We start from the raw sequence: 22,876 nt of genomic DNA on the forward strand, positions 1-22,876 counted from the left end.
ATGTAGCGGGGCGGGCGTCAAGGAACAGGGGGGAGGATCAGTTCCCTTTGATCCAGGTGCGATTTCTAAAGGACCGGGGCCAGCAGCCGGGCGACAGGCGCAAACAGGCGCAGGGGCCAGGGCTGCTCCGCCAGGGCGCGTTCAAGTGGCCGGGACTTGGCAAAGTCATTCTCCAGCATCGCGGCCACGCGCCGGGCTGCATCCTGATCAAAGAACAGGGCCATGGTTTCGAAGTTCAGCCGGAAGGACCGGTTGTCCATATTGGTGGTGCCGACGGCGGCCAGGGTTTCATCGATCACGAAGACCTTTTGATGCATGAACCCATCCGTGTAGTGCAGCACCTTTACCCCGACACGGCGCAGATCGTCGAAATAGGCGAAGGACGCCAGCCAGGGGAGGTAGTGGTCTACCCCCTCGGGAACCAGGATGCGCACATCGATACCCCGCAGTGCCGCATGTTTCAGCGCGGCGATCACGTCAAAGTCCGGCACGAAATAGGGGGAGGCAATCCAGACCCTTTGCTGCGCTGCGGCAATGGCGGAGAAGAACATCATCGACCCGGTCTCGGTGGTGTCGCCCGGCCCGGTGGGCACGATCAGCGCGGCGCGGTCTTCGGGTGACATCTCTGGCTGCCAGGTTAGAAGATCAAGGATCGGCTCCTCCGTCAGCCAGTGCCAATCCTGCGCATAGGTGAGCTGCAATTGCTGCACCACGGGACCGGTCAGCTTGACATGGGTGTCGCGCCAGGGGCCGAAGGTCTTGCTGAGGCCGAGGTATTCATCGCCCACGTTCAAGCCGCCAGTAAAGGCAACGCGCCCGTCCGCCACCAGGGTCTTGCGGTGATTGCGAAAGTTGAGCGTGATCCGGTATTTGGCGCTGCGCTGGCTGCTGCGATCCATCAGATTGACACCGGCCCGCTCCAGATCAGCCAGATAGGATCTGCTCAGCCGGTGGCTGCCGATCGGATCGGCCAGGAACCAAACCGCGACGCCGCGCTCGGCGGCCGCGATCAGATGCTGTTTCAACCGTTTGCCAAGGGTATCGTCGCGCACGATATAGAACTGGATCAGCAGGTAGTCCCGCGCCGCGTCGATGGTGCGAAACATCTCCTCAAAGGCGGTTTCGCCATCGGCCAGCAGTTCAAAACCATTGCCGCCGCAGACTTGAAAGCCGGAGACCGCTTGGAACGGGGCGATCGCAATCGGGGTCGCGACAGGTCCCGGGCTGCGCAGGTCGGCCATGCTCTGCAGGCTCTGTACCTCATCCTGGGCGGATTGCCAGGCGGTACGGTATTTCTCGAACCGGTGGTGGCCGAACAGCAGATAGGCGGGCAGGGCCAGCGGCGGCGAGGACAGCAAGAAGACCACCCAGCCGATGGCACCCTGCGGCGTGCGGGCGGTGCGGGCCGCATTGAGCGCGGCCAGGGCTGCCAGCCCCCACATCGAAACGAGGGCAGCGGTGCTGACAATGACCCAGAATGTCAACGTTCAAGTTCCTCAATCACCTTCCTGCAGGCCGGAGTATGGCGGCCCAGGGCCGCGCATGCCAGATAAACCGGACTGTCCCGCCGCAAGTGTCGTGACGAAAGCGGCGCGGTGGCGAATAGAACGGGGTGCCGTGCCCTTGCGACACTGGTCATCCGGTGGCAGCTGTGAAAGCCTGCAGACATGAAACATCTTGCCATTCCCGCGACCGTGTTCTCGGCCGTCCTTGCGGCGCTGTCATCTTTCAACCGCAAGAACGGTTGGGTGATGAGCAGCCATATCGCCATGTCGATGATGCTGGCGCTGTTTCCCTTCGTGCTGTTCACTGTGGCACTGTCCGGGGCGCTGGCGTCGGTTCTGGGGCAGGATGTCTCGATCGGGGATCTGCTCGATCCGGTCTTTGGGAGCTGGCCTGAAGAGGTCTCTGGCCCGATCCTGCGGGAGCTATACGCGGTGCTGGACAGTTCCAGCACGGGGCTGGCCACCCTCGGGGGGCTGTTGACGCTCTACTTTGCCTCCAATGGGGTGGATGCGGTGCGGGTTGCCCTGGTCAATGCCTATGGGGACACCGATCCGCGCCCCTATTGGCAGGCGCGGCTGATCTGCCTTGGCCTGGTGATTCTGGGCGGGGCAGGGGTGTTGGCGACCGCGCTGTTCGAGGTGATCCTGCCGCTCTATCTGCGCTATGTGGCGGATCTGTTGCCGGTTCCGGATGTTGGCCGGGGCTGGGATCAGGGGCTGCATGGCGTTCTGTTGCTGCTGGTGCCGCTGGTGGCGGTGCTGCTGTGCCATGTCGTGCTGCCGGGGCAGCGCCACCGGCTGGCGCAAATCCTGCCCGGTGCGCTGCTGACCTTGGTGCTCTGGTGGGCGGCGGGGGTCGGCTTTGCCATCTATGTGGGATCCTTTGCCCAGTATTCGGCCACCTATGCAGGGCTGGCCGGGGCGATGGCCGCGATGATCTTTCTCTATGTCAATGCCGCCATCCTGATTCTGGGGGCGGAGTTCAATCATGCCTTGATGGCAAAACCGGGCACCGAGGGCGTCGAGGCGGAAGAGCATGGCTATGTTGACTGATGCGTGACGTCCCTTTGTTTCGCATTTCGAAACAATAAGGCGGCGGTGCCATAATTTGGTCATTGGCCGGGCGCATTGGCCGCATACCCCTGTCTCAACTCAAGACGTGAGAGGAGACATGGGATGCTGAAAGCTCTGTTCAAACTGTTCGCGGCGCCCGTCGGTGCACAAAGGGCTGCATCGCGCGGCGTGATCATCTCGCGCCAGTGTGACGGTGAGCGGCTCGACACCAGCCTGTGGCGGGAAGTGGCGCTGATGTCTTTGGATGCGTCCCACAGGCCTGCTGCGTAAGGTGCAACCGCGTCATTGGGGCAATCCTACGCCGATCAGCCCCGATAGCCGGTTGCGATCACGAATTTCTCGGAACTGTCCGACCGTGAGGAGGGCGGTTTGACATTGGCGACCTTGGTGAACTTCTGCTTCAAGAGCTTCTGCAGATCGCCCTCGGCGCCGCCCGCCAGCACCTTGGCCACGAAGGTGCCGCCCTGTTCCAGCACATCAAAGGCGAAATAGGCCGCCGCTTCACACAGGGCCATGATCTTCAGGTGATCGGTCTGCTTGTGGCCGGAACTGGCCGCCGCCATGTCCGACATCACCACATCGGCCATGCCGCCAAGCCATTCCTTGACCTGATCGTCGGCGCCTTCATCCATGAAATCGAGCTGGTGGAACTCGGCCCCCGCCAGCGGTTCAACCTCTTGCAGGTCAACGCCGATGATGCGGCCCACCGCCTTGCCCTGCTTTTCGCCCAGTGCATTGATGCGTTTCACGGCAACCTGCGCCCAGCCGCCCGGCGCACAGCCCAGATCCACAACCCGGGCACCCGGCACCAGGAAGCGGAACTTGTCGTCGAGCTCCATGATCTTGTAGGCGGCGCGCCCGCGATAGCCTTCGGCCTGGGCGCGTTTCACATAAGGGTCATTGAGCTGCCGCTGCAGCCAGCGGGTGGAGGACAGCTTGCGCCCGCGCGCGGTCTTGACCTTCACCTTCAGGTCGCGCTGACCCCGGCCCGAGGTGTTCTTGCCGGTGGGGGATTTTCCTGAAGGGGTCTTAGCCATGTTACCTACCATCTTTGTCAGTGCGGGCGCCGTCTGCGGGCTCCATGCCAGATCGAAACGGGAAACTCAAATGCCCGTGCGCTCAGAACGGCCCGTCTTCCAGCACGCCATCCGCGCTCATCTGCGCATAAAGCAGCCCTTCGCGCAGTCCCCGGTCCGCCACCGACAGCCGATCGGTGGGCCAGCAGCGCAACAGCGCCTGCAGGATGGCAGAGCCGGACATGATCAGGGCCTGCCGGTCCTCGCCGATGCGGGGATCGCTACGTCGCCCCTGTGGACCCAGTTCCAGATAACCGCGGATCACCTTGTCGATCTGATCGCTGGTCATCCGCAGCCCGTCTACCTTGGTGCGGTCATAGCGCTTCAGCCCCAGATGCGAGGCCGCCACGGTGGTCACTGTGCCGGAGGTGCCGACGATCTGGAACCCTTCGCGGGCCTGCTCGTCCTTATAGGGGGCGAAATCGGCCAGATGTTCCTCGAAATACCAGCTCATCAGGGCAAAGCGGGCGGCGTCATCCTCAACATCGTTGAACTGATCGCGCAGGGTCGCAACGCCCAGGGGTACCGAGATCCAATCCACCACCTTGGCCGCGGGAAAGGGGCTTTCAGCAGCGTGGAACCCCGCGTGAAGCCGCATGATGGCGGCGGGTCGGTCGCGGCGCGGAACCGAGGAGATATCGATCCAGACCAATTCGGTGGAGCCGCCGCCAATGTCCACGACCAAGAGCTGCTCGGTCTTGGTGGAGACCAGCGGCGCACAGGAAATCACCGCAAGCCGCGCTTCTTCCTCGGGCTGGATGATTTCAAGGGTAAGGCCCGTTTCGCGTTTCACCTGGCGGATGAACTCGCGCGCGTTCTTGGCGCGGCGGCAGGCCTCGGTGGTGACCAGCCGCATCCGGCGCACCTTGTTGCGTTTGAGCTTTTGCTGACAGATCCTCAGCGCCTGGATGGTGCGCGCCATCGACGACCGGGACAGGCGCCCGGTGCGTTCAAGCCCGGTTCCCAGTTGAACCGACTTGGAAAAGCTGTCCACCACATGAAAACCGCTGCCCTTGGGCTGGGCAATCAGCATGCGGCAACTGTTAGTGCCAAGATCCAGCGCAGCATAAAGCGCATCCGGATCCGGACGGGCTGGTACAGGGGTTTCGACCACCTTGGGAAACGCGCCCGCACCTTTGGAACGCCTGGGCGCCATGATTCACGCCCTCCGATTATCGTGTTGCAATTAGAATATGTCCGCCGCCCCAAAGACGCAAGGGGAGTGGCGCCTGTGATCACAAAGCCCAACCGGTATTCATGCGCCGGAGCCCGGCTATTGCACAGGCCTGTGACTGCTGCGGGGAAAAACCCGGCAGGGCACAAAGAAACGGTGCCCGGGGAGGCGAGTACAGTTATGCCGGGCGCACAATCCGGGCAAGTCGTGTCAAAACGTCGCTCACACCCCAAGTGTTGTCGAAATTCGGCGCCCGCGTTTCCTGATGGCGATCTAGAAACACAGTTGAACAGGCGAAAAGGAAGGAGCCGACATGCCGGATGTAACCATCGTCTACTGGCGCGATATTCCGGCGCAGGTCATCGTCGGCAAGGGGCGCCGTGGGGCCAAGCGCCAGTTGGAAGAACGCTTCGAACAGGCCATCGACCGTGCCGCGATGAAGGTCAACGCCAAGGACGCTGACGCCTATCTGGCAGAATGGCGCAAGGCAGAGGCTTATGCGGTGGAGGGCGAGCCGCAGGAGGTTGCAGAGGCCGAGGCGACACGTCTGGAGCAGGAGTACGATCAGGACCGGCTGAAGGCCCTGATTGCCAATGATGGATGGGCATGAGCCTGACAGCACTATGGGAGGCCGCAATGGCTTTGTTGAATTTCAGGAAACGCGAGGCCGACAGCCCGCAGCCGGTCATACCGCACGTGGAGGCCTTCCTTGAGGGCTATTCGATCGAGGTGATGCCGCGCACCGCTGCCAAGGTCGAGGATTTTCGCGATCTTCTGCCTGCGGGCACCCGCGTTTACATCGCCCATATCGAAGGCACCCCGATCGAGGATATGGTGGAAACCGCCAAGCGGCTCCATGCCGAAGGCTACCCGGTGATGCCGCATTTCCCGGCCCGCATCATCAAGGATGAGGCCACGCTGGCCGACTGGATCGCGCGCTACCAGGGTGAGGCGGATGTGAAACAGGCGCTGCTGCTGGCCGGTGGCGTGGCAGAGCCGCACGGCGCCTTCGACAGCTCGATGCAACTGCTGGAAACGGGTCTTTTCGACAAGGCGGGTTTCACCAACCTGCATGTGGCGGGCCACCCCGAGGGCAACAAGGATATCGACCCTGACGGATCCGTGAAGAACGTGATGGAGGCGCTTCTGTGGAAGCAGAAGTTCGCCGAGCGCACCGATGCCAAGATGGCGCTGGCCACCCAGTTTGCCTTTGACGCAAAGCCGATCATCGCCTGGGCCGACGGGCTGAAAGAGGCGGGCGTCGATCTGCCGATCCATATCGGTATCGCGGGCCCCGCCAAGCTGCAGACCCTGATCAAATTCGCCATTGCCTGCGGTGTCGGCCCCTCGCTGAAGGTGCTGCAGAAACGGGCGATGGATGTCTCCAAGCTGCTCTTGCCCTACGAGCCCACCGATGTGATCGCAGAACTGGCCGCGCACAAGGCCGCCAATCCCGATTTCAACATCACCAATGTGCACTTCTTCCCGCTGGGCGGTATCAAGACCAATGCCACCTGGGCCATCAACAATGGCGGCGCCGCGGCGCGGCCGGTCAACTCCCAAGGATAAGACATGACCCGTACTGTCGTTGAATCAAAAACAAAAACCGCTGTCCTGGGATTTGATGAGCCGTTCTGCGTGATCGGCGAGCGGATCAACCCCACGGGGCGCAAGAAACTGGCGGCCGAGCTGGAAGCGGGCGATTTCTCCACCGTGGAAAAGGACGCCCTGGCGCAGGTCGCGGCCGGGGCCGATATCCTCGATATCAATGCGGGCGTCGTCTACAACTCGAACCCCAACCCGAATGAGACCGAACCGCCGCTGATGAGCAAGATTGTCGAACTGGTGCAGGGGCTGGTCGATGTGCCGCTGTGCATCGACTCATCGGTGCCCGGCGCGCTGGAGGCAGGTCTTGAGGCGGCTGAGGGGCGGCCCCTGCTGAACTCCGTCACCGGCGAGGAAGAGCGGCTGGAACTGGTGCTGCCGCTGGTGAAGAAATACAACGTTCCGGTCGTGGCGATCTCCAACGATGACACCGGGATTTCCGAAGATCCCGATGTGCGCTTTGCCGTGGCCAAGAAGATCGTCGAACGCGCCGCCGATTTCGGCATTCCTGCCCATGACATCGTGGTGGATCCGCTGGTGATGCCCATCGGCGCCATGGCGACCGCCGGCTTGCAGGTCTTTGCCCTGGTGCGCCGCCTGCGCGAGGAACTGGGGGTGAACACCACCTGCGGGGCCTCCAATATCTCCTTCGGTCTGCCCAACCGCCATGGCATCAACAACGCCTTCCTGCCGATGGCGATGGGGGCGGGCATGACCTCTGCGATCATGAACCCGGTGGCCCTGCCGGTGACGCAGAAGGCGATTGCGGAGAAGAAGGAACAGGTGACTGCCGCCGGCATCATCCTGCCTGAAGGTATCGATGACGAGACCTTCGTCACCCTGTTCGGCCTCGGCTCCACCCAGCCGCGTGCGGGCAAGGAGATGGAGGCGATCCGTGCCGCCAACCTTCTGACCAACAACGACCCCCACGGTGGCGCCTGGATCGCTGCCAACAAGGCGCCTGCGAAAGCCGGTGAAGAGGGCCGTGGCCGAGGTGGCCGCGCCGGAGGCCGCCGCCGCCGCGCCTGATTGAGGTGAGAAGAAGGACAGTGAAAGGCCGGGATCACCCCCGGCCTTTTGCTATTTGCGGGTGCCGTCACTTAGGCCCGCGCCCAGCCTCACCTATGCAAAATCGGGTGCCTCTGCCGAGAGGGCGCAGTCCCCTTTGGATAGCGCAGAAGGACTGAAAGCTTTGCCAGGTTTCTTGGCCGGACCGGGGGTATTGTGGAAAGCCCAGTTCATCTTGAGGCGCGCAGAGACATTCTGTGCGACCATGATCCGGAGCGCGTTCTGTCGCCGTGCCGGACCTCAGGCGGCGGGCAAATCGACCGTTTGCAGCTCTTCCCCGGCGTCTGGCAGGGTAATTCTGAAACAGGCACCGCCGTCTTCGTTGGTGGCAGAGATCATGCCGGACATGTCGCGGATCGTGCCAAAGCTGATCGAAAGCCCCAGTCCAGTGCCCTTGCCGGGCCCCTTGGTGGTGAAGAAGGGTTCAAACAGCTTGTCCAGGATATCTTCGGGAATGCCGCCGCCGGTGTCGCGGACCTCGATCACATGGCCTTGATCGGTGGCAAAGTCTGCGGTGATCGAGATCTCACCCTTGCCCGCCTCGCTGGCTTCGATGGCATCGCGCGCGTTGCTGATCAGGTTGAGAAGAACCTGCTCAAAAATGACCTTTTCCCCAAGAACGATTGCCGATGTCTCAGGCAGGTTCAGCTTCAGCGAGATATCAAGGGTGTGCAATTGCGTGCGGGCCAGGGCCGACATCTCCTGCAGGCTGTCGCGCAGGTCGAAGGGATGGCTGACGCCCTCTGCCTTGCGGCCGAAAATCCGCATGTGGTTGATGATCTGCGAGGCCCGGGCGGTCTGCTCTCCGATGCGAACCAGTTTGCCGCGCAGATACTCAAGATCCGCCTTGTCCTTGTCGATACGTTTGACGCAGGTCGTGGAGGCCATGCGGATCACACCAAGAGGCTGGTTCAACTCATGTGCAACACCGGTGGCCATTTCACCCAGGGTTGCCAATTTGGAGGCGTGGATCAGTTGATGTTCCGAATGCCGTAAGTCGGTAATGTCCTGGGCCGAAATCACGATGCCGATTCCCTTGACATAGGATTGCACGGTCAGAAGGATCCGGTCCGGATCGCGGCGGATCTCACGCGGCACACCATGGGTGCGGCCGATTTGCTCCTCCACCCATTTTGCGGGTTCCTCGACGCCGGGGAAGGCCGACTGCTCCAGCCCGGTTTCCAGAAAGCTGCGCAGGGTAAAATCATCGGGCAAGGCCGCAAGAATGTCTTTGTTGAAAGAACGGAAGGCTGCATTCAGGAACATGACCTGCCCGTCTTCTCCGAAAATGGCGACCTGTTCTTCAACCTGGTCGAAGGCAGAGATCAGCTGCTGTTGTTCGCGCCGGGCCTGTTCGATCGCCTGCATCGCATTCTGGAACACGACCGTTGCGCGCGCCATGTCCCCGATTTCATCCGGCCGGTCGGTGTCGGGCACCTCGATGGTTTCGCGATGCTGGGAAATGTCGCGCAGGCATCCGACCAGAACCTCCACGCGCGCGCGTTTGGCCAAGAGTTCGTCCTGCTGATCCTGCAGGATCCGGCGGTCGCGAGACAGGGTCTGCGCCATGTAATTGAAGCACTTGGCCGTATCGGCCAACTCGTCCCGCCCCTTGACCTCGATCTGGCTGTCCAGATTGCCGCGGGCAACATCCAGGGCGCCCTGGCGCAGCCAGCGCAATTGCCGAGTGAGGATCGTGCCCAGGCCAAAGCCGAAGACCGCAACCAAGGACATGCCGATCACCGCGATCAGGATGTTCCAGTAGAGGGCCTGCGCCAGTTCCTTTTCAACGGCCAGGGTCGACAGGCCAAGCTCGATGGTTCCGAACCTGGTACCCGCCACCTGGATGGGCAGATCGATGTCGATCACGTGGTCGCTGCGGGCATCGTCAAAGCTCGCGTCGCGAACAAAGGGCGCTTCAAGTGCCTCCTCGGCACCGCCTTGTGACAGCACCATGCCCGACAGGCTCCTGACGCGCAGATAGGTCAGATCCTCGCTGGAGACGGCTGTGTCGATGGTGGCATCCAGGGTTGCCAGGTCGGTCGCGATCACCGCGTCGGCCACGGTATTGGCAAAGACACGGGTTGTGGCCTCTGCCCGCTGGTACAGCTGCGTGGCCGCATACCCACCAAGGGCGAATTGGTTGATCCCGATGAGAACCGCCATGACCGTGAGTTCGATCAGGGCGATTCCGAAGATGGTTTTCAGCCGGAAGGACATGCGATATCTCCTTCATGCTTGATACCCGTCTCCTCTCTGTCCATGCCCAGAGCCCGGACGTCATCCCAATCGGAATCTGCTGCCGCGACAAACCCCTTCATGCCGATGCCCTTGACCAGATCCGGGTGCGAGGCAGACATGCTCAGAAGGGCCGCTTGCACCTTGTCGATCTGCGCCGGATCGATGCCCTCGTGGACGGCGATGGCATGCGGTGTGAACCCTTCGGTTTCGTGAATGATCTGGAGCTGGGCGCGCACATCGGGATCAAGCGCGTTCCAGGTCCGGGTCACACCGCCGCCTGCCGCCATGAGCCCCGCGGCCACGGCCCGGTATACGCTGTCATGGGATTTGACATAGGACGGCGTGTAGCTCACGTTGACCCGCTGCAATGACGCGCGGTTGAGAATGCTGGCCCCAAAGGCACCGGGCGACGGGAAGGCGATGTTCTGACCATCCAGGCTGGCGATTTCGGAAAATTCGGAATCCACCCGCGCGACCATCACGCCTTTCAGCCGCTTGCCTTCCTGGTGGGCGATTGCACGATAGGAGGCTTCGCTTGAAAAGATCGCATAGTGCATCGGGTTCATATAGGCGTAGTCAAAGGCTCCCGCAGCCAGGCAGGCCTCGAATGTCGGGATGTCCTTCGTGGTGCGAAAGCGGAAGGTGGTGCCGGTTTGCTGGCTCAACTCCTCCAGAAAGGGCCCCCACATCCGGGCCAGGCGGCTGGCCGACTGCTGTGGCACGATGCCAAAGGTGACTTCGTTTCCTCCGGGTACCTCCCCGGCCTGTGCCGGGGTGGTGAGGGCCATGGAAAGGGCGGCAATCGAGGCAAAAAGCACCTTCATGCGACATCTCCGGTAGACTGGACATTGGCGGCGTGAACTTCCCGGGTGATGCGCTGCACCTTCTTGAGCAGATCCTCGCCGGTTTCCGCCCAGGCCGGGGGGGCGGATTTGGTGCCGGCTTTTTCAGCCCCGATACGCACCGCTGCGATCAGTTGATCGGGATCCAGCGGTTTGGACAGAAAGTCGACCGCACCTGTCTGTGCCGTAGACTTCTGCGCCGAGGGATCGCCGCTCAGGACGACGAAGCTCAACTCGCGTTCCGGGAACCGGGCCTTGGCCCGCGACATCAGCTGAAAGCCGTTGGAGGTGTCGCCCGAGGGATCGACGAAGTGAACGTCCGTCACCACAACGGAAATGTGGGGATACCACTCCAACACTTCCAGCGCCATGTCGACGCTATCCGCAATGATTGCACTCCAGCCTTCGAGATCGACAATATCCTGCAGCTCTTCCAATGCGTCCTTGTCATCATCCACAACAAGAACAGTGAGGCCGGCAGTGGTTTCGTATTGTGTACTCAAAGTCATCTACAACTCCATCCAAGTTAACGTTTCCGTCTCACTGTGAGCCAAGTATGCAATTGCACACAATGCTGTTTCTGAGTTCCTATCCCTATGAAATTATTTAATATAACCGAAAGGATAGGCGGAAAGTACGGATGGGTGGCGCGCCATACCTACGGCAGGCCTCAAACGGCGTCGTTGATGGCTTCGATCAAGTCGTCGGGATCGATCGGCTTGGCGAAACAGGCAAGCGCACCCAGGGACATGGCCTCTTCGCGTGACGATTCTGCGCCGTGGCCGCTGACGACGAACATGGCGGCCATGTACCCGTCCTGGCTGAGCTGACGCAACAACTCAAGGCCGCCGGCATTTGGCATCTTGAGGTCGGTGACAACGACATCAAAGGCCGTTTGCGCGCAGTGTTTCAGCGCGCCGGCGACCGACTCTGCGACGGATACCTCCATATCCTCAAGCTCAAGCGCCTCCTGGAGTTCCTCCCGCAGAAGCGGCTCATCATCAACAATCAGAACATGGGTCATAACACTACTCCATAACAACCAGCGACCAGCCTAACATGCGGATCCTTCAATCAGGTAAGTCTTTGGGAGGGGCGCGGTACAAAATCGGCTAGCAGAGCCGACCACGACGACTGCTCAATCAGCGCGGAAAACGAGGGCATTGGCACAGGGGAGCTCCCCAAAGCGCTGCTTTGAGGCCCTGCATCGCGGCGCCAAGATCCCGGAAGACCAACCTTTCCGGCTGGCAAAACCCGCGTACCGCGCCAAACGGACGGGGATGTGACCTCAGCGCAATGTGATCTTGGCAGATAACCTGCCCGAAGAAATCATCGGGTCGGGTCAATCCACGATTACGGCCCGGTTTCCGGCGGCTCAGGGCTGTCTCGGCCCTTCAGGTTCGGCGGATCGTATCGCAGCTCGGGGTCGCTACGGCGCTCGAAGAAGGATGGATCGATCACCGCATCTTCTGGAATATGGCGGTACTGCCCCCAAGGGATGTAATAGCCCAGCCAGCCCTTTTGATCGGGCCAGGTGCTGCGGGAGGTAAGGCCGGGAAATATCTCGAGGATCGGCCAGCCCTTTCTGAGCTGCATTTGGCTATGCAGCTTCGCCGTGGCACTGGGTTTGGAGATGTCGAGTTTCATGCGCTCGGTGACCTTGTCCTCGACGCCGCGCACATAGCGGTCGTAGAAGGTTTGGCGAAAGACCAGGCTGTCGACGCCCAATCCGTCCAGCTCGGTCCGCATCCATTCCATCGTCAGTTTCGACAGGCCTGCCTCGGCCTCGGGAACGCTGCCGGCCATGTCGGTATGGGTGCCCGGAAACCAGACCTGTTTGACATCCTGCGGCGGCGGTTCCTTGCGGGTTTTGAACCGGTTCCCGTAGTAGAGCTGCCCCTCCGTCCAGGGCTGGTGGCGAAAGAAACGGCGAGTCTCGTCAATGGACAGCACATGGCGCACCGCCTCGACCGAGGGGTTCTCATCGACACTGGAATGGGTGCCAAACTCGATCAGGCTGCCGCCGCCGATCTTGAAGCGGATCATCGAACTGACCGTATCCCACAGCCCCAGAAAACGGATGGGCGCACGGCGGATATGGAAAAACTGCTCGGAAATGCGCAGGGGAGCGAATTGTTCGCGCGGGCCGTCCTGGCGCAGTTTGCGCCAGGCCTTGAACACGGGGCCGATCAGATGCAGCTCATGCGGGGCGACAAGGCCGAAGTCATTGATGAACCCGGCCAGCACCCGCGCCGTGTAGGCGCCGCGTGAATAGCCAAAGAAATAGAGCTTGTCGCCTTCGCGGTAATTCTCGCACAGGAAGGCGTGGGCGTGCAGCACGTTGGCATGAAGGCCAAGGCCAAAGGCAAGCCCCATCACCAGACGTGTCTTGGCAAACAGGGTCCGGGCAAAGGGGCGGGTCGACAGGGTGCCGACGCCGGGCTCATAGTAGATCAGCTGATTTTCATCGTGTTTCAGACACTTATAAAGCCGCAGAATGTTGCTTTCATTCTTTTCGACTTCATTGCCGGTGCCATCGAGGCAGATAATCAGTTTGCGCGACATGAATAGGCTTCCCAATAAAAACTATGGGAAGCCTAGCTGAGAAGGCGAGGGTGTCGCAATCTTTGGTTGAGGTGGGCGATCAGCCCCGCTTGCGTCTGCGCCTGCGACCGCCGTCTGCGGCGCCATCGCCGCCGCCGGTGTTGAAATTGACCTGGGGCAGGGTGACGATGCTTTCGAGGATCGGGAAAGGCTCCGCCGAATTCGGAATGGCAGAGGCATTGACGAAATGCTCCTGGAACCTCGGCTCGACCGCGGTTTCCACCTTTTCGATCCGGCGCACGGTCTCTTCGATCTCGCGCCGGGCTTTGGTGTTCAAAAGGGCAATTCGTGCGCCGGTGCCCGCGGCATTGCCGGCACTGGTGACTTTCTCCAGCGGGCAGTCGGGGATCATGCCCAGCACCATCGCGTGTTTGGCGGAGATATGCGCGCCAAAGGCGCCGGCCAGAACCACCCGGTCCACTGTATCGACGCCGAACTTGTCCATCAGCAGCCGTGCACCGGAATAGAGCGCCGCCTTGGCCATCTGGATGGCGCGAATGTCCGGGTTGGTGACGGTAATGGTGGGTCCGCCATCGGCGGAGCCATCCCACAGAACATAGGCATTGGTACGCCCATCCTGAATGCAGCGGCTGGATCCGGTCTGCGCGGCCGAGCCGATCAGCCCCGAGGCATCCAGCACACCCGCAAGGCGCATCTCGGCAATCGCCTCGATAATGCCCGAGCCGCAGATGCCGGTGATCCCGGTGGTGGCGATCGCCTCGGCAAAGCCTGGCTCATCCGACCACAGGTCCGATCCGATCACCCGAAACCGCGGCTCCTTGGTTTCGGGATCTATTTCGACCCGCTCGATGGCGCCGGGCGCCGCGCGCTGGCCGCTGGAAATCTGCGCGCCCTCAAACGCGGGTCCGGTTGGGGAGGAACAGGCCAGTACCTTCTCCTTGTTGCCCAAGAGGATTTCCGCATTGGTGCCCACATCGACCACCAGCACCAGGTCTTCGGATTTGTCGGGGGCCTCGGACAGGGCGACGGCGGCGGCATCGGCGCCCACATGGCCCGCGATACAGGGCAAAAGGTAGACCCGTGCTGCCGGATGGAGGTTCAGCTCCAGCTCGCTGGCGCGCAGGGACAGGGCGTTGGAGGTGGCCAGCGCAAAGGGCGCCTGGCCCAGCTCGAACGGGTCGATGCCAAGGAACAGGTGATGCATCACCGGGTTGCAGACAAAGACCGCATCTACGATCAGATCGGTCGTGGTCTCGGCCTCTTCGGCGATCTGGGTGAACAGCTGCCGCATCCCTTCGCGCACTGCGCGGGTCATCTCCTGATCGCCGCCCTTGTTCATCATGGCGTAGCTCACACGGCTCATCAGGTCTTCGCCAAAGCGGATCTGCGGGTTCATGATACCAGAGGAGGCGACGACCTCTCCGGTTTTCAGATCGCACAGATGGGCTGCGATGGTAGTGGAGCCAAGGTCCACAGCCAGCCCATAGAGCGCACCTTCGTAAAGGCCGGGCCAGATCTGCATGATGAGGGGCGGGGTGGTGGCATCGCCAAGATGCACGGCGACGGTGACCTTCCAGGCGCCTTTGCGCAGGATCGGCTGCATCTGTTGCAGGATGTGCAGGTCGCATTGCACGCCTTCGAGCTCCCACTGTACCCGCAGCGCCTCTGTCAGGCGCTCCAGATCGCCCGAGGGTTTGTGCATGTCGGGCTCTTCCACCTCGACATAGAACAGGCGGGTCGACGGGTTCATGACGATATCGCGCGCCTCGGCCCGTTTGCGCACCACCTGGCGGTGAACCTGGCTTTCGGGCGGCACATCGATGACCACATCGCCCTCGATCTGGGCCTGGCAGCCAAGGCGGCGCCCGTCGATCAGCCCGCGCTTGTCCTTGTAGCGTTGTTCCACCTTGTTCCAGGCGCTGAGGGCGTCGTCTGCAACCGTGATGCCGAATTTGGAGAATTCGCCATAAGACGGCGTGATCTGGCATTTCGAACAAATGCCGCGGCCGCCGCAGACGGAATCAAGATCGACCCCCAGCTGCCGCGCGGCGGTCAGAACCGGGGTGCCGACCGGGAACCGCCCCCGTTTGCCGGAGGGGGTAAACACAACAAGAGGATCGTCAGCCATGCCTGTGCCTTTTTGGGGTATGCTTGTGATGCGCAGCATAGGGCGTTTTGCGCCGCAGGACAGGCAGGTCGCGTCATTTCACGATCCGGCACCGGCATGGTGCAAAGATATTGTGGTTGTTTTGAACCACTAGCCCCGAGTTTTCCGCTGGCAGTCGGCAGCACGCCGCAAGCGGGGGCAGGAATAATTGTCGCGGCCTCTTTTCCATCCTGCGCTTCTGTGCCATAGGGTCACCGCCAAACGGGGTTTTGCATGGGGATGACAAATGCAGATTCGTGAGGCTCTCACTTTTGATGATGTTCTTCTGGTTCCGGGGGCGTCCGAAGTGCTGCCCAGCACGGCGGATACGCGCACGCGCGTGACGCGCTCGATCTCACTGAACATCCCGCTGCTCAGCTCGGCGATGGATACGGTGACCGAGGATCGCATGGCGATTGCCATGGCCCAGGCCGGTGGCATGGGCGTTATTCACAAGAACCTTGATGCGGCCGAGCAGGCCCGCCAGGTGCGCCGGGTGAAGCGCTTTGAAAGCGGGATCGTCTACAACCCGATCACCCTGACCGCAGATCAGACCCTGGCCGATGCCAAGGCTTTGCAGGAACGCTACAGCGTCACCGGCTTTCCGGTGGTGGACAACAACGGCCGGGTGGTCGGTATCGTGACCAACCGCGACATGCGCTTTGCCAGCGATGACAAGACGCCGGTCTCGGTGATGATGACCTCGGAGAAGCTGGCGATCCTGCAAGAGCCCGCCGACCGCGAAGAGGCGAAATCGCTGATGAAATCGCGCCGGATCGAAAAGCTGCTGATCACCGACAAGGACGGCAAGCTGACCGGCCTTCTGACCCTGAAAGACACCGAACAGGCGGTTCTGAACCCCACCGCCTGCAAGGACGATCTGGGACGTCTTCGCGTTGCGGCGGCCAGCTCGGTCGGGGATTCCGGTTTCGAACGTTCCGAGGCGCTGATTGACGCGGGCGTGGATGTCGTCGTCGTCGATACCGCCCATGGTCACTCGGCCGGGGTGATCGAAGCGGTGAAGCGGATCAAGGCGCTGTCCAACCAGGTGCAGGTGATTGCCGGCAATGTTGCCACCGCCGAAGCCACACGTGCCCTGATCGACGCGGGGGCCGATGCGGTCAAGGTCGGGATCGGGCCGGGTTCGATCTGCACGACGCGCATGGTGGCCGGTGTCGGCGTGCCGCAGCTGACCGCGATCATGGATTGTGCCGGCGCTGCCGGTGACACCCCGGTGATTGCCGATGGTGGCATCAAGTTCTCGGGCGATTTTGCCAAGGCGATTGCCGCCGGCGCCTCCTGCGCCATGGTCGGCTCGATGATTGCGGGCACCGATGAAAGCCCGGGCGAGGTGATCCTCTATCAGGGGCGGTCCTTCAAATCCTATCGCGGCATGGGCAGCCTTGGCGCCATGGCGCGTGGCTCTGCCGACCGCTATTTCCAAAAGGATGCCGCCAGCGACAAGCTGGTGCCCGAAGGCATCGAAGGCCAGGTGCCTTATAAGGGGTCGGCCAGTGCCGTGATCCACCAGCTGGTCGGCGGTCTGCGCGCGGCCATGGGTTATACGGGCTGCGCCACGGTGGAGCATATGCGCCACAACTGCCAATTCGTGAAGATCACCGGCGCGGGCCTGAAGGAAAGCCATGTGCACGACGTGCAGATCACCCGCGAAAGCCCGAACTACCGGATCGGGTGATTACTATGGCTGAGCCGCTCCGCATCGGGGCAGGGGCATGACCCCTGCCGCCCGCCTGCAGGCCGCGATCGAGATCCTGGATCAGGTGATCGAAGGCGCGCCTGCGGAAAAGGCGCTGACCGGCTGGGGGCGACGTAGCCGCTTTGCCGGGTCCAAGGATCGGGCAGCGGTGCGCGATCACGTGTTTTCTGCGCTGCGCTCCATGCGCTCTCATGCTGTGCTGGGCGGGACGCACTCCGGGCGTGGCTTGATCCTGGGGGCTTTGCGCGAGGCCGGGATTGACCCTGACACGATGTTCACCGGCCAAGGCCATGCCCCAGGGCCGCTGAGCGATCAGGAACGGCAAGAGCCGCAGCCCTTTGGCTCCCCGGCAGAAGCCTTGGACATCCCCGATTGGCTTTGGCCCTCCTTCAGCGCCAGCCTTGGCGAGCACGCCGAGGCGGCGGCACGTGCCCTGCGCCAAAGGGCGCCTGTGCATCTGCGGGTGAACCTGTGCAAATCCTCGGTCAAAGAGGCAATCGCCGCCCTTGCGGCAGAGGGGATTGTGGCGCAGCCGCATGGGGCGTCCCCCACGGCGCTGCAGGTGACAGAGGGTGCGCGCAAGCTGCGCAATGCCGCAGCCTATCAAAACGGTGTGGTCGAACTGCAGGATGCGGCCAGCCAGGCGGTGGTCGATCTATTGCCCCTGCAGGACGGCATGGCCGCGCTGGATTACTGTGCGGGCGGCGGCGGCAAAAGCCTCGCCATGGCGGCCAAGGCACAGATCCGGCTGGTGGCCCATGACGTGGATCCGGGGCGGATGAAGGATATTCCGGCGCGGGCTGAACGGGCAGGGGCGCGGATCGACTGCGTGACGAGCGATAAGATTGCCGCCATGGCGCCGTTCGATCTGGTGCTATGCGATGCGCCCTGTTCGGGATCCGGCTCCTGGCGCCGCGCCCCGGAAGGGAAGTGGCGCCTGACGCCAGAGCGGCTGAAGGAGATCCGTGGCCTGCAGGCCGGCATTCTGGATGAGGCGGCCGCCCTGGTTGCTCCGGGAGGGATGCTTGCCTATGCGACCTGTTCGATGCTGAAGGAAGAGAACCGTGACCAGGTGGACGCCTTCCTGGCACGCACTCCGGGCTGGCAGGTGCTGCAAGAGCGATCCTGGCAGGTTCAGGACGGAACCGACGGGTTTTATGCAGCTCTGTTGACGCGAACAAAGCCGGATTGATAAGTATCGCTGCAATGAGGGTCACGAGGCTGTTAACGTGGCCTTAACCTTGATGGCCGCGTATAGGCGGCATCTTGTCTTTTTCACGGAGCCGCAATGACAGGTCGCCCCACTTCCTCCGTCCCTTCATTGCGGGTCTCTTCCCCGGAAACAAAACGCTTGGCTCTGGTGGTGGTGCTGGCGATGGGCCTGTTGCTGGCGCCTTGGGTGCTGACCATACCTGATTGGGTGTCGCGTGGGCTTCTGGCGGTGGCGCTGACCCTGGTGGCGGTGGCGCTGTTGATGGTGTTTCAGACGCGCATGCGGCTCAACGCGCGCGCCATGGCGGCGGATCTTCTGACCGGCTTTATCGAAAAGGACGCAACACCAACCTTTGTGGCCGATGACGAGGGCCGCATTCATGCCTGCAACGAAGCCGCCCTGAAACGGTTCCAGGAAGGCAAGCAGGAAACGCTGGGCGGCACCCTGCGCTCGGTCCTGGCCAATCCCACCGCGGTCCTGTTCCGTCTGCAAAGCCAGGCCGCCAAGCTGGGCGCTGCCCGCGAAGACATCGTGACGCGACGCGGTCACGTGCGCCTTGCGGTGCATCAGATGCAGGGTGGCAGCTTCCTGTGGCGGATCGAGGATATCGCCGAGCGCGCAGGCGGCGGGCGGGCCTCCGAGGCGGTGCCCATCCCGATGATCACCGTGGGGCGTTCGGGCGCGGTGCTGTTCATGAACGAAGCGGCCCGCAAACTGATCGGCGAGCGGGTGAAATCCACCGAACGGCTGTTCAATACGCTGCCCATCAATCCCGGCCAGATCAATACGATTGTGACCCAGAGCGGCCCGGTCGAGGTGGTCGTGAGCGAGCGCAACAGCACGCAGGGGCGCAGCGAACTCTACCTGATGGAGGTCGATCCCGCCGGTCTGGGCGGCGGCACACCGGGGCTGGAGGAGATGCCGGTGCCCTTCCTCAAGGTGGCGCCCTCGGGCGATATCCTGTCGCTCAACAAGATGGCGGTGCGGCTTCTGGGGGTGGAGACGCGCGACAATCTAAAACTGGGCCAGCTGATGGAAGGGCTGGGGCGCCCCATGGCCGATTGGCTGCGCGATACGGCGGACGGTCTTGCCTCGAACAAATCCGAATTCCTGCGCCTGTCGCGCCGCGACAAGGAGGTCTTCGTGCAGGTGACGCTGACCCGTACCTTCGAAGAGGGCACGCCGGTTCTGATTGCCGTCCTCAATGACGCGACCGAATTGAAGACGCTGGAAGCGCAATTCGTGCAAAGCCAGAAGATGCAGGCGATTGGCCAGCTGGCAGGCGGGGTCGCCCATGACTTCAACAACCTGCTGACGGCGATTTCCGGCCACTGCGATCTGCTGCTGCTGCGCCACGATCAAGGCGATCAGGACTATGGCGATCTGATCCAGATTCATGAGAATGCCAATCGCGCGGCCTCCTTGGTCAGCCAGCTTCTGGCGTTTTCCCGCAAGCAGACGCTGCAGCCCGAGATCCTGGATGTCCGCGATACCCTGTCGGACCTGACCCATCTGCTGAACCGCCTGGTGGGCGAAAAGGTGACGCTGACGCTGAGCCATGATCCGGTGATGCGCTCGATCCGGGCCGATAAGCGGCAGCTGGAGCAGGTCTTGATGAACCTGGTGGTGAACGCCCGCGATGCCATGCCCAATGGTGGTGAAATCCGGGTGGAGACCGAGGCGGTGACGCTGGATGCGCCGCTGGAACGCGACCGGGCCACGGTTCCGGCAGGTGACTGGGTGACGATCAAGGTGTCCGACGAAGGTGTCGGTATCGATCCGGACAAGATCCAGAAGGTATTTGAACCCTTCTACACCACCAAGCGCACTGGCGAAGGCACCGGTCTTGGCCTGTCGACCGCCTATGGCATCATCAAACAGACCGGTGGCTTTATCTTCATCGACTCGGTCAAGGGGCAGGGGACACGCTTCACGCTCTATTTCCCGGTGCACAAGCAGGAGGCCGTGGAAGCGCCCGCAGCCGTTCCGCAGAAAGAGGACGCCCCCGCGGCACAACACGGCGAGGGCGTGGTCCTGCTGGTGGAGGACGAGGCGCCGGTGCGGGCCTTCGCCTCGCGGGCCTTGCGGATGCGCGGCTACACGGTGCTGGAGGCGGAATCCGCCGAAGATGCCCTGCGCACGCTTGAGGATCCCGGCCTGACGGTGGATGTCTTCGTGACCGATGTGGTGATGCCGGGCATGGATGGGCCAAGCTGGGTGCGTGAAGCCCTGAAGGATCGCCCCGATACGCGCGTGGTCTTTGTCTCGGGCTATGCGGAGGGGGCCTTTGGCGATTCCGAACCGGATGTGCCGAACTCTGTCTTCCTGCCCAAGCCCTTCTCGCTCAGCCAGTTGACCGAAACGGTTCATGCGCAACTGCACTAGGCGAAGAGCCCAGTGCTCCTTCGCCAGGGTTTCCAGGCCGTTGATATATCCCGGAGTTTACACGCGTCGCATAGAATGGGTTTCTGTGAGCGGTTCCATCCGAAGTTCGCCAAGACACAACAGAAACTGGGATTTGGCTCCCGCCAGACCTGCCGGACGTGCGGCCATTCTCCCCTACCGTTTTTGGGATGGGGCAGCACTGATGCGGCAGCAACACAGATCATCAGGCCGATTTTCTTTGGATCCGGCTAGTCAAATCCATGATGCAGCCGAAAAGGGGCGGCGCCTATCCCCGGCCTCCGGCAGACCTGAGAAGAGGCATTTCTGCTTGGTGGCCGATACTTGCGTGCAGGTCAAAGTCCGCCGCATGTTTGCGTCGCAGGATGCGTTCTGTCCTGGGAGTGAGAGTCAGCTCCATCGGGGGGCTGGCGTTCAGGATTTCCAACTCCAGCTTCATCCCCAGCCGGTCCTCCAGAAAGTCCTGGATGGCAGGTTGATCTTCATAGCGGAACAGATGCGTCACGGCGCTGCCGTTGGTCCGCGGCTCAAGGAATTTTGCCTGGCTGCCAACATCGGCAAAGGCTGCCGGTTTCCCGGTGCAATAGCTGCTTACAAAATTGTCAAAGGAAATGCCCTTGGTTGAGTTCGGCTTGCCATCCATGAAGGGGCGCTGGCGAAACCTGTACCAACTGCCAAGCCAGCTGATCGGTTCACGGACCACCGCCATCAGCTCCATTTCCGTGCCACAGACCCGTTCGAACATGGGACGAAACCAGCGTGAATAGCGAATAACCGTGGCGTGTTTCAGCTCAGGCGGATCCGCAACCACGATATCGGCCCGGTCCCGCAAAGCAGCCTGATAGGCGGTGGTTCCGGTTTTGGGAACCGACAGAAGAACCAATCTTTCGTCGTGAAACACCAGCAACGCGTATCCACCCTTTCGAAAACATCCTAAAGACGAGTCGTAGCAGTGCTCGCCTCGGTTGTAAATGGCGCAATGTGGAATATTGTGGTTGAAGTGTTCTCGTTTTGCCCCCATAAAGAACAAGAGGCGAACAAAGCAAGTGATTGCCGCGACCCCAAGGGTATGACACATAGAAGGTGACAAGGGACTATGGCGGATCTTTTGACCATGAAAAACAAAGTGAGCGGTGACAAGCAGAAGGCGCTGGACAGCGCGCTGGCCCAGATTGAGCGGCAGTTCGGCAAGGGTTCGATCATGAAGCTGGGGGACGGCAATGCCATCCAGGAGATCGAGGCGAGTTCGACCGGTTCATTGGGGCTGGATATCGCCCTTGGTATCGGTGGTCTGCCCATGGGCCGTATCATCGAAATCTACGGTCCGGAAAGTTCGGGTAAGACCACGCTGACGCTGCACTGTGTTGCAGAACAACAGAAAAAGGGCGGGGTCTGCGCCTTTGTGGACGCCGAACATGCGCTGGATCCGCAATATGCGGCCAAGCTGGGCGTCGATCTTGACGAATTGCTGATTTCGCAGCCCGACACGGGCGAACAGGCGCTGGAAATCACAGATACGCTGGTGCGTTCGGGCGCGGTCAATATGGTGATTGTGGATTCGGTTGCGGCGCTGACGCCGAAATCCGAACTCGAAGGCGACATGGGCGATTCCAGTGTTGGCGTGCAGGCCCGTCTGATGAGCCAGGCCATGCGCAAGCTCACCGGATCGATCAGCCGCTCCAAATGCATGGTGATCTTCATCAACCAGATTCGCATGAAGATCGGCGTGATGTTTGGCTCTCCGGAAACCACAACCGGCGGCAACGCGCTGAAATTCTATTCCTCGGTGCGCCTCGACATTCGCCGCATCGGCTCGATCAAGGACCGGGACGAGGTGGTCGGTAACGCCACCCGCGTCAAAGTGGTGAAGAACAAGGTGGCGCCGCCCTTCAAACAGGTGGAATTCGACATCATGTATGGTGAAGGCATCTCCAAGATGGGGGAATTGCTGGACCTAGGCGTTGCGGCCGGCGTGGTGAACAAGTCCGGTGCCTGGTTCTCCTACGGGGATGAGCGGATCGGGCAGGGGCGTGAAAACGCCAAGCAGTTCCTGCGCGAGCATTCCGAAATTGCCTATGACATCGAAGACAAGATCCGCGCAGCGCATGGTTTGGACTTCGATCGCCCTGACGGCGCTGCCGATGACGACATCCTGGAGGCGTAAAGCGCTTCAACCAGGATCGTGAGTGACAGCAAAAGGGTGCGGGATTGGCCGCACCCTTTTTCGCTTTCTGGGCAGTGGACAGT

At 61.8% G+C, this 22,876-nt stretch carries 19 protein-coding genes; 9 read left to right on the top strand and 10 right to left on the bottom strand.

Annotated features, from left to right (window positions below):
• Positions 1-65: 65 nt before the first annotated feature.
• Positions 66-1,484 carry a cardiolipin synthase gene (gene cls / locus PXK07_RS03540; protein ID WP_342455854.1) on the bottom strand — a complete coding sequence of 473 codons (1,419 nt, stop codon included), beginning with the start codon at positions 1,482-1,484 and terminating at the stop codon, positions 66-68.
• Positions 1,485-1,667: 183 nt separating this feature from the next.
• On the opposite strand from cls, the gene PXK07_RS03545 reads away from it, so the two are divergent.
• Together PXK07_RS03545 and PXK07_RS03550 are read left to right on the top strand one after the other, a co-directional pair.
• Positions 1,668-2,558 carry a YihY/virulence factor BrkB family protein gene (locus tag PXK07_RS03545; RefSeq protein WP_274846810.1) on the top strand — a complete coding sequence of 297 codons (891 nt, stop codon included), beginning with the start codon at positions 1,668-1,670 and terminating at the stop codon, positions 2,556-2,558.
• 123 nt (positions 2,559-2,681) lie between these two features.
• Positions 2,682-2,849 carry a hypothetical protein gene (locus PXK07_RS03550; RefSeq protein WP_274846811.1) on the top strand — a complete coding sequence of 56 codons (168 nt, stop codon included), beginning with the start codon at positions 2,682-2,684 and terminating at the stop codon, positions 2,847-2,849.
• Positions 2,850-2,884: 35 nt separating this feature from the next.
• Here PXK07_RS03550 and PXK07_RS03555 read toward each other — a convergent pair whose 3' ends face one another.
• Together PXK07_RS03555 and PXK07_RS03560 are read right to left on the bottom strand one after the other, a co-directional pair.
• Entirely contained in the window at positions 2,885-3,616 is a 732-nt protein-coding gene (locus PXK07_RS03555; protein ID WP_274846812.1) for an RlmE family RNA methyltransferase, read from the bottom strand.
• 82 nt (positions 3,617-3,698) lie between these two features.
• Complete coding sequence (locus PXK07_RS03560) at positions 3,699-4,811, bottom strand: Ppx/GppA phosphatase family protein (protein WP_274846813.1); 1,113 nt, start codon at positions 4,809-4,811, stop codon at positions 3,699-3,701.
• A gap of 331 nt (positions 4,812-5,142) precedes the next feature.
• Here PXK07_RS03560 and PXK07_RS03565 point away from each other — a divergent pair, with 331 nt between their 5' ends.
• From PXK07_RS03565 to PXK07_RS03575, 3 genes are read left to right on the top strand one after another with little or no spacing between them, the layout of a single operon-like run.
• Positions 5,143-5,439: a virulence factor gene (locus PXK07_RS03565; protein WP_274846814.1), complete on the top strand. Its 297-nt coding sequence runs from the start codon at positions 5,143-5,145 to the stop codon at positions 5,437-5,439.
• A 26-nt stretch (positions 5,440-5,465) separates the two neighbouring features.
• Positions 5,466-6,398, top strand: coding sequence for a methylenetetrahydrofolate reductase (locus PXK07_RS03570; protein WP_274846815.1), 933 nt, complete (start codon positions 5,466-5,468; stop codon positions 6,396-6,398).
• A 3-nt stretch (positions 6,399-6,401) separates the two neighbouring features.
• Positions 6,402-7,463: a methyltetrahydrofolate cobalamin methyltransferase gene (locus PXK07_RS03575; protein ID WP_274846816.1), complete on the top strand. Its 1,062-nt coding sequence runs from the start codon at positions 6,402-6,404 to the stop codon at positions 7,461-7,463.
• Between the two features lie 279 nt (positions 7,464-7,742).
• Here the strand turns inward: PXK07_RS03575 and PXK07_RS03580 are convergent, their stop codons facing one another.
• The 6 genes from PXK07_RS03580 to PXK07_RS03605 all read right to left on the bottom strand — a co-directional run bounded on the left by PXK07_RS03580 (position 7,743) and on the right by PXK07_RS03605 (position 15,278).
• On the bottom strand, positions 7,743-9,722 hold the full coding sequence (locus PXK07_RS03580) for an ATP-binding protein (protein WP_274846817.1): 1,980 nt from the start codon (positions 9,720-9,722) through the stop codon (positions 7,743-7,745).
• Entirely contained in the window at positions 9,707-10,567 is an 861-nt protein-coding gene (locus tag PXK07_RS03585) for a phosphate/phosphite/phosphonate ABC transporter substrate-binding protein (protein ID WP_274846818.1), read from the bottom strand. The genes PXK07_RS03580 and PXK07_RS03585 overlap by 16 nt, the downstream gene beginning before the upstream one ends.
• On the bottom strand, positions 10,564-11,094 hold the full coding sequence (locus PXK07_RS03590; protein ID WP_274846819.1) for a response regulator: 531 nt from the start codon (positions 11,092-11,094) through the stop codon (positions 10,564-10,566). The genes PXK07_RS03585 and PXK07_RS03590 overlap by 4 nt, the downstream gene beginning before the upstream one ends.
• 161 nt (positions 11,095-11,255) lie before the next feature.
• Positions 11,256-11,609: a response regulator gene (locus PXK07_RS03595; RefSeq protein WP_274846820.1), complete on the bottom strand. Its 354-nt coding sequence runs from the start codon at positions 11,607-11,609 to the stop codon at positions 11,256-11,258.
• A 329-nt stretch (positions 11,610-11,938) separates the two neighbouring features.
• On the bottom strand, positions 11,939-13,150 hold the full coding sequence (locus tag PXK07_RS03600) for a DUF2235 domain-containing protein (protein ID WP_274846821.1): 1,212 nt from the start codon (positions 13,148-13,150) through the stop codon (positions 11,939-11,941).
• A 79-nt stretch (positions 13,151-13,229) separates the two neighbouring features.
• Positions 13,230-15,278, bottom strand: coding sequence for an ASKHA domain-containing protein (locus PXK07_RS03605; RefSeq protein ID WP_274846822.1), 2,049 nt, complete (start codon positions 15,276-15,278; stop codon positions 13,230-13,232).
• Between the two features lie 265 nt (positions 15,279-15,543).
• Between PXK07_RS03605 and guaB the strand changes: the two genes are divergently transcribed.
• The 3 genes from guaB (at position 15,544) to PXK07_RS03620 (ending at position 20,611) form a co-directional block, all read left to right on the top strand.
• Positions 15,544-16,992 (top strand): IMP dehydrogenase, encoded by a 1,449-nt coding sequence (gene guaB / locus PXK07_RS03610; RefSeq protein WP_274846823.1) that lies wholly within the window; start codon positions 15,544-15,546, stop codon positions 16,990-16,992.
• 37 nt (positions 16,993-17,029) lie between these two features.
• Positions 17,030-18,205, top strand: coding sequence for an RsmB/NOP family class I SAM-dependent RNA methyltransferase (locus tag PXK07_RS03615; RefSeq protein WP_274846824.1), 1,176 nt, complete (start codon positions 17,030-17,032; stop codon positions 18,203-18,205).
• A 96-nt stretch (positions 18,206-18,301) separates the two neighbouring features.
• Positions 18,302-20,611 carry an ATP-binding protein gene (locus tag PXK07_RS03620; RefSeq protein ID WP_274846825.1) on the top strand — a complete coding sequence of 770 codons (2,310 nt, stop codon included), beginning with the start codon at positions 18,302-18,304 and terminating at the stop codon, positions 20,609-20,611.
• Positions 20,612-20,897: 286 nt separating this feature from the next.
• Here the strand turns inward: PXK07_RS03620 and PXK07_RS03625 are convergent, their stop codons facing one another.
• A complete protein-coding gene (locus PXK07_RS03625) occupies positions 20,898-21,707 on the bottom strand; it encodes a gamma-glutamyl kinase (protein WP_342456558.1) in 810 nt (269 codons plus the stop codon).
• 18 nt (positions 21,708-21,725) lie between these two features.
• Between PXK07_RS03625 and recA the strand changes: the two genes are divergently transcribed.
• Positions 21,726-22,793 carry a recombinase RecA gene (gene recA / locus PXK07_RS03630; protein WP_274846826.1) on the top strand — a complete coding sequence of 356 codons (1,068 nt, stop codon included), beginning with the start codon at positions 21,726-21,728 and terminating at the stop codon, positions 22,791-22,793.
• Positions 22,794-22,876 lie beyond the last annotated feature (83 nt).

It is taken from the genome of Phaeobacter sp. QD34_24 (assembly GCF_028890115.1).
Taxonomy (GTDB): Bacteria; Pseudomonadota; Alphaproteobacteria; order Rhodobacterales; family Rhodobacteraceae; genus Phycobacter.

Coding starts and splice junctions, on each gene's coding strand:
- PXK07_RS03620 (WP_274846825.1), top strand. CDS start 18,302: ATGACAGGTCGCCCCACTTCCTCCGTCCCTTCATTGCGGGTCTCTTCC.
- PXK07_RS03590 (WP_274846819.1), bottom strand. CDS start 11,094: ATGACTTTGAGTACACAATACGAAACCACTGCCGGCCTCACTGTTCTT.
- PXK07_RS03605 (WP_274846822.1), bottom strand. CDS start 15,278: ATGGCTGACGATCCTCTTGTTGTGTTTACCCCCTCCGGCAAACGGGGG.
- PXK07_RS03570 (WP_274846815.1), top strand. CDS start 5,466: ATGGCTTTGTTGAATTTCAGGAAACGCGAGGCCGACAGCCCGCAGCCG.
- PXK07_RS03615 (WP_274846824.1), top strand. CDS start 17,030: ATGACCCCTGCCGCCCGCCTGCAGGCCGCGATCGAGATCCTGGATCAG.
- PXK07_RS03625 (WP_342456558.1), bottom strand. CDS start 21,707: ATGTGTCATACCCTTGGGGTCGCGGCAATCACTTGCTTTGTTCGCCTC.
- PXK07_RS03600 (WP_274846821.1), bottom strand. CDS start 13,150: ATGTCGCGCAAACTGATTATCTGCCTCGATGGCACCGGCAATGAAGTC.
- guaB (WP_274846823.1), top strand. CDS start 15,544: ATGCAGATTCGTGAGGCTCTCACTTTTGATGATGTTCTTCTGGTTCCG.
- PXK07_RS03575 (WP_274846816.1), top strand. CDS start 6,402: ATGACCCGTACTGTCGTTGAATCAAAAACAAAAACCGCTGTCCTGGGA.
- PXK07_RS03595 (WP_274846820.1), bottom strand. CDS start 11,609: ATGACCCATGTTCTGATTGTTGATGATGAGCCGCTTCTGCGGGAGGAA.
- PXK07_RS03545 (WP_274846810.1), top strand. CDS start 1,668: ATGAAACATCTTGCCATTCCCGCGACCGTGTTCTCGGCCGTCCTTGCG.
- recA (WP_274846826.1), top strand. CDS start 21,726: ATGGCGGATCTTTTGACCATGAAAAACAAAGTGAGCGGTGACAAGCAG.
- PXK07_RS03550 (WP_274846811.1), top strand. CDS start 2,682: ATGCTGAAAGCTCTGTTCAAACTGTTCGCGGCGCCCGTCGGTGCACAA.
- PXK07_RS03580 (WP_274846817.1), bottom strand. CDS start 9,722: ATGTCCTTCCGGCTGAAAACCATCTTCGGAATCGCCCTGATCGAACTC.
- PXK07_RS03560 (WP_274846813.1), bottom strand. CDS start 4,811: ATGGCGCCCAGGCGTTCCAAAGGTGCGGGCGCGTTTCCCAAGGTGGTC.
- PXK07_RS03565 (WP_274846814.1), top strand. CDS start 5,143: ATGCCGGATGTAACCATCGTCTACTGGCGCGATATTCCGGCGCAGGTC.
- PXK07_RS03585 (WP_274846818.1), bottom strand. CDS start 10,567: ATGAAGGTGCTTTTTGCCTCGATTGCCGCCCTTTCCATGGCCCTCACC.
- PXK07_RS03555 (WP_274846812.1), bottom strand. CDS start 3,616: ATGGCTAAGACCCCTTCAGGAAAATCCCCCACCGGCAAGAACACCTCG.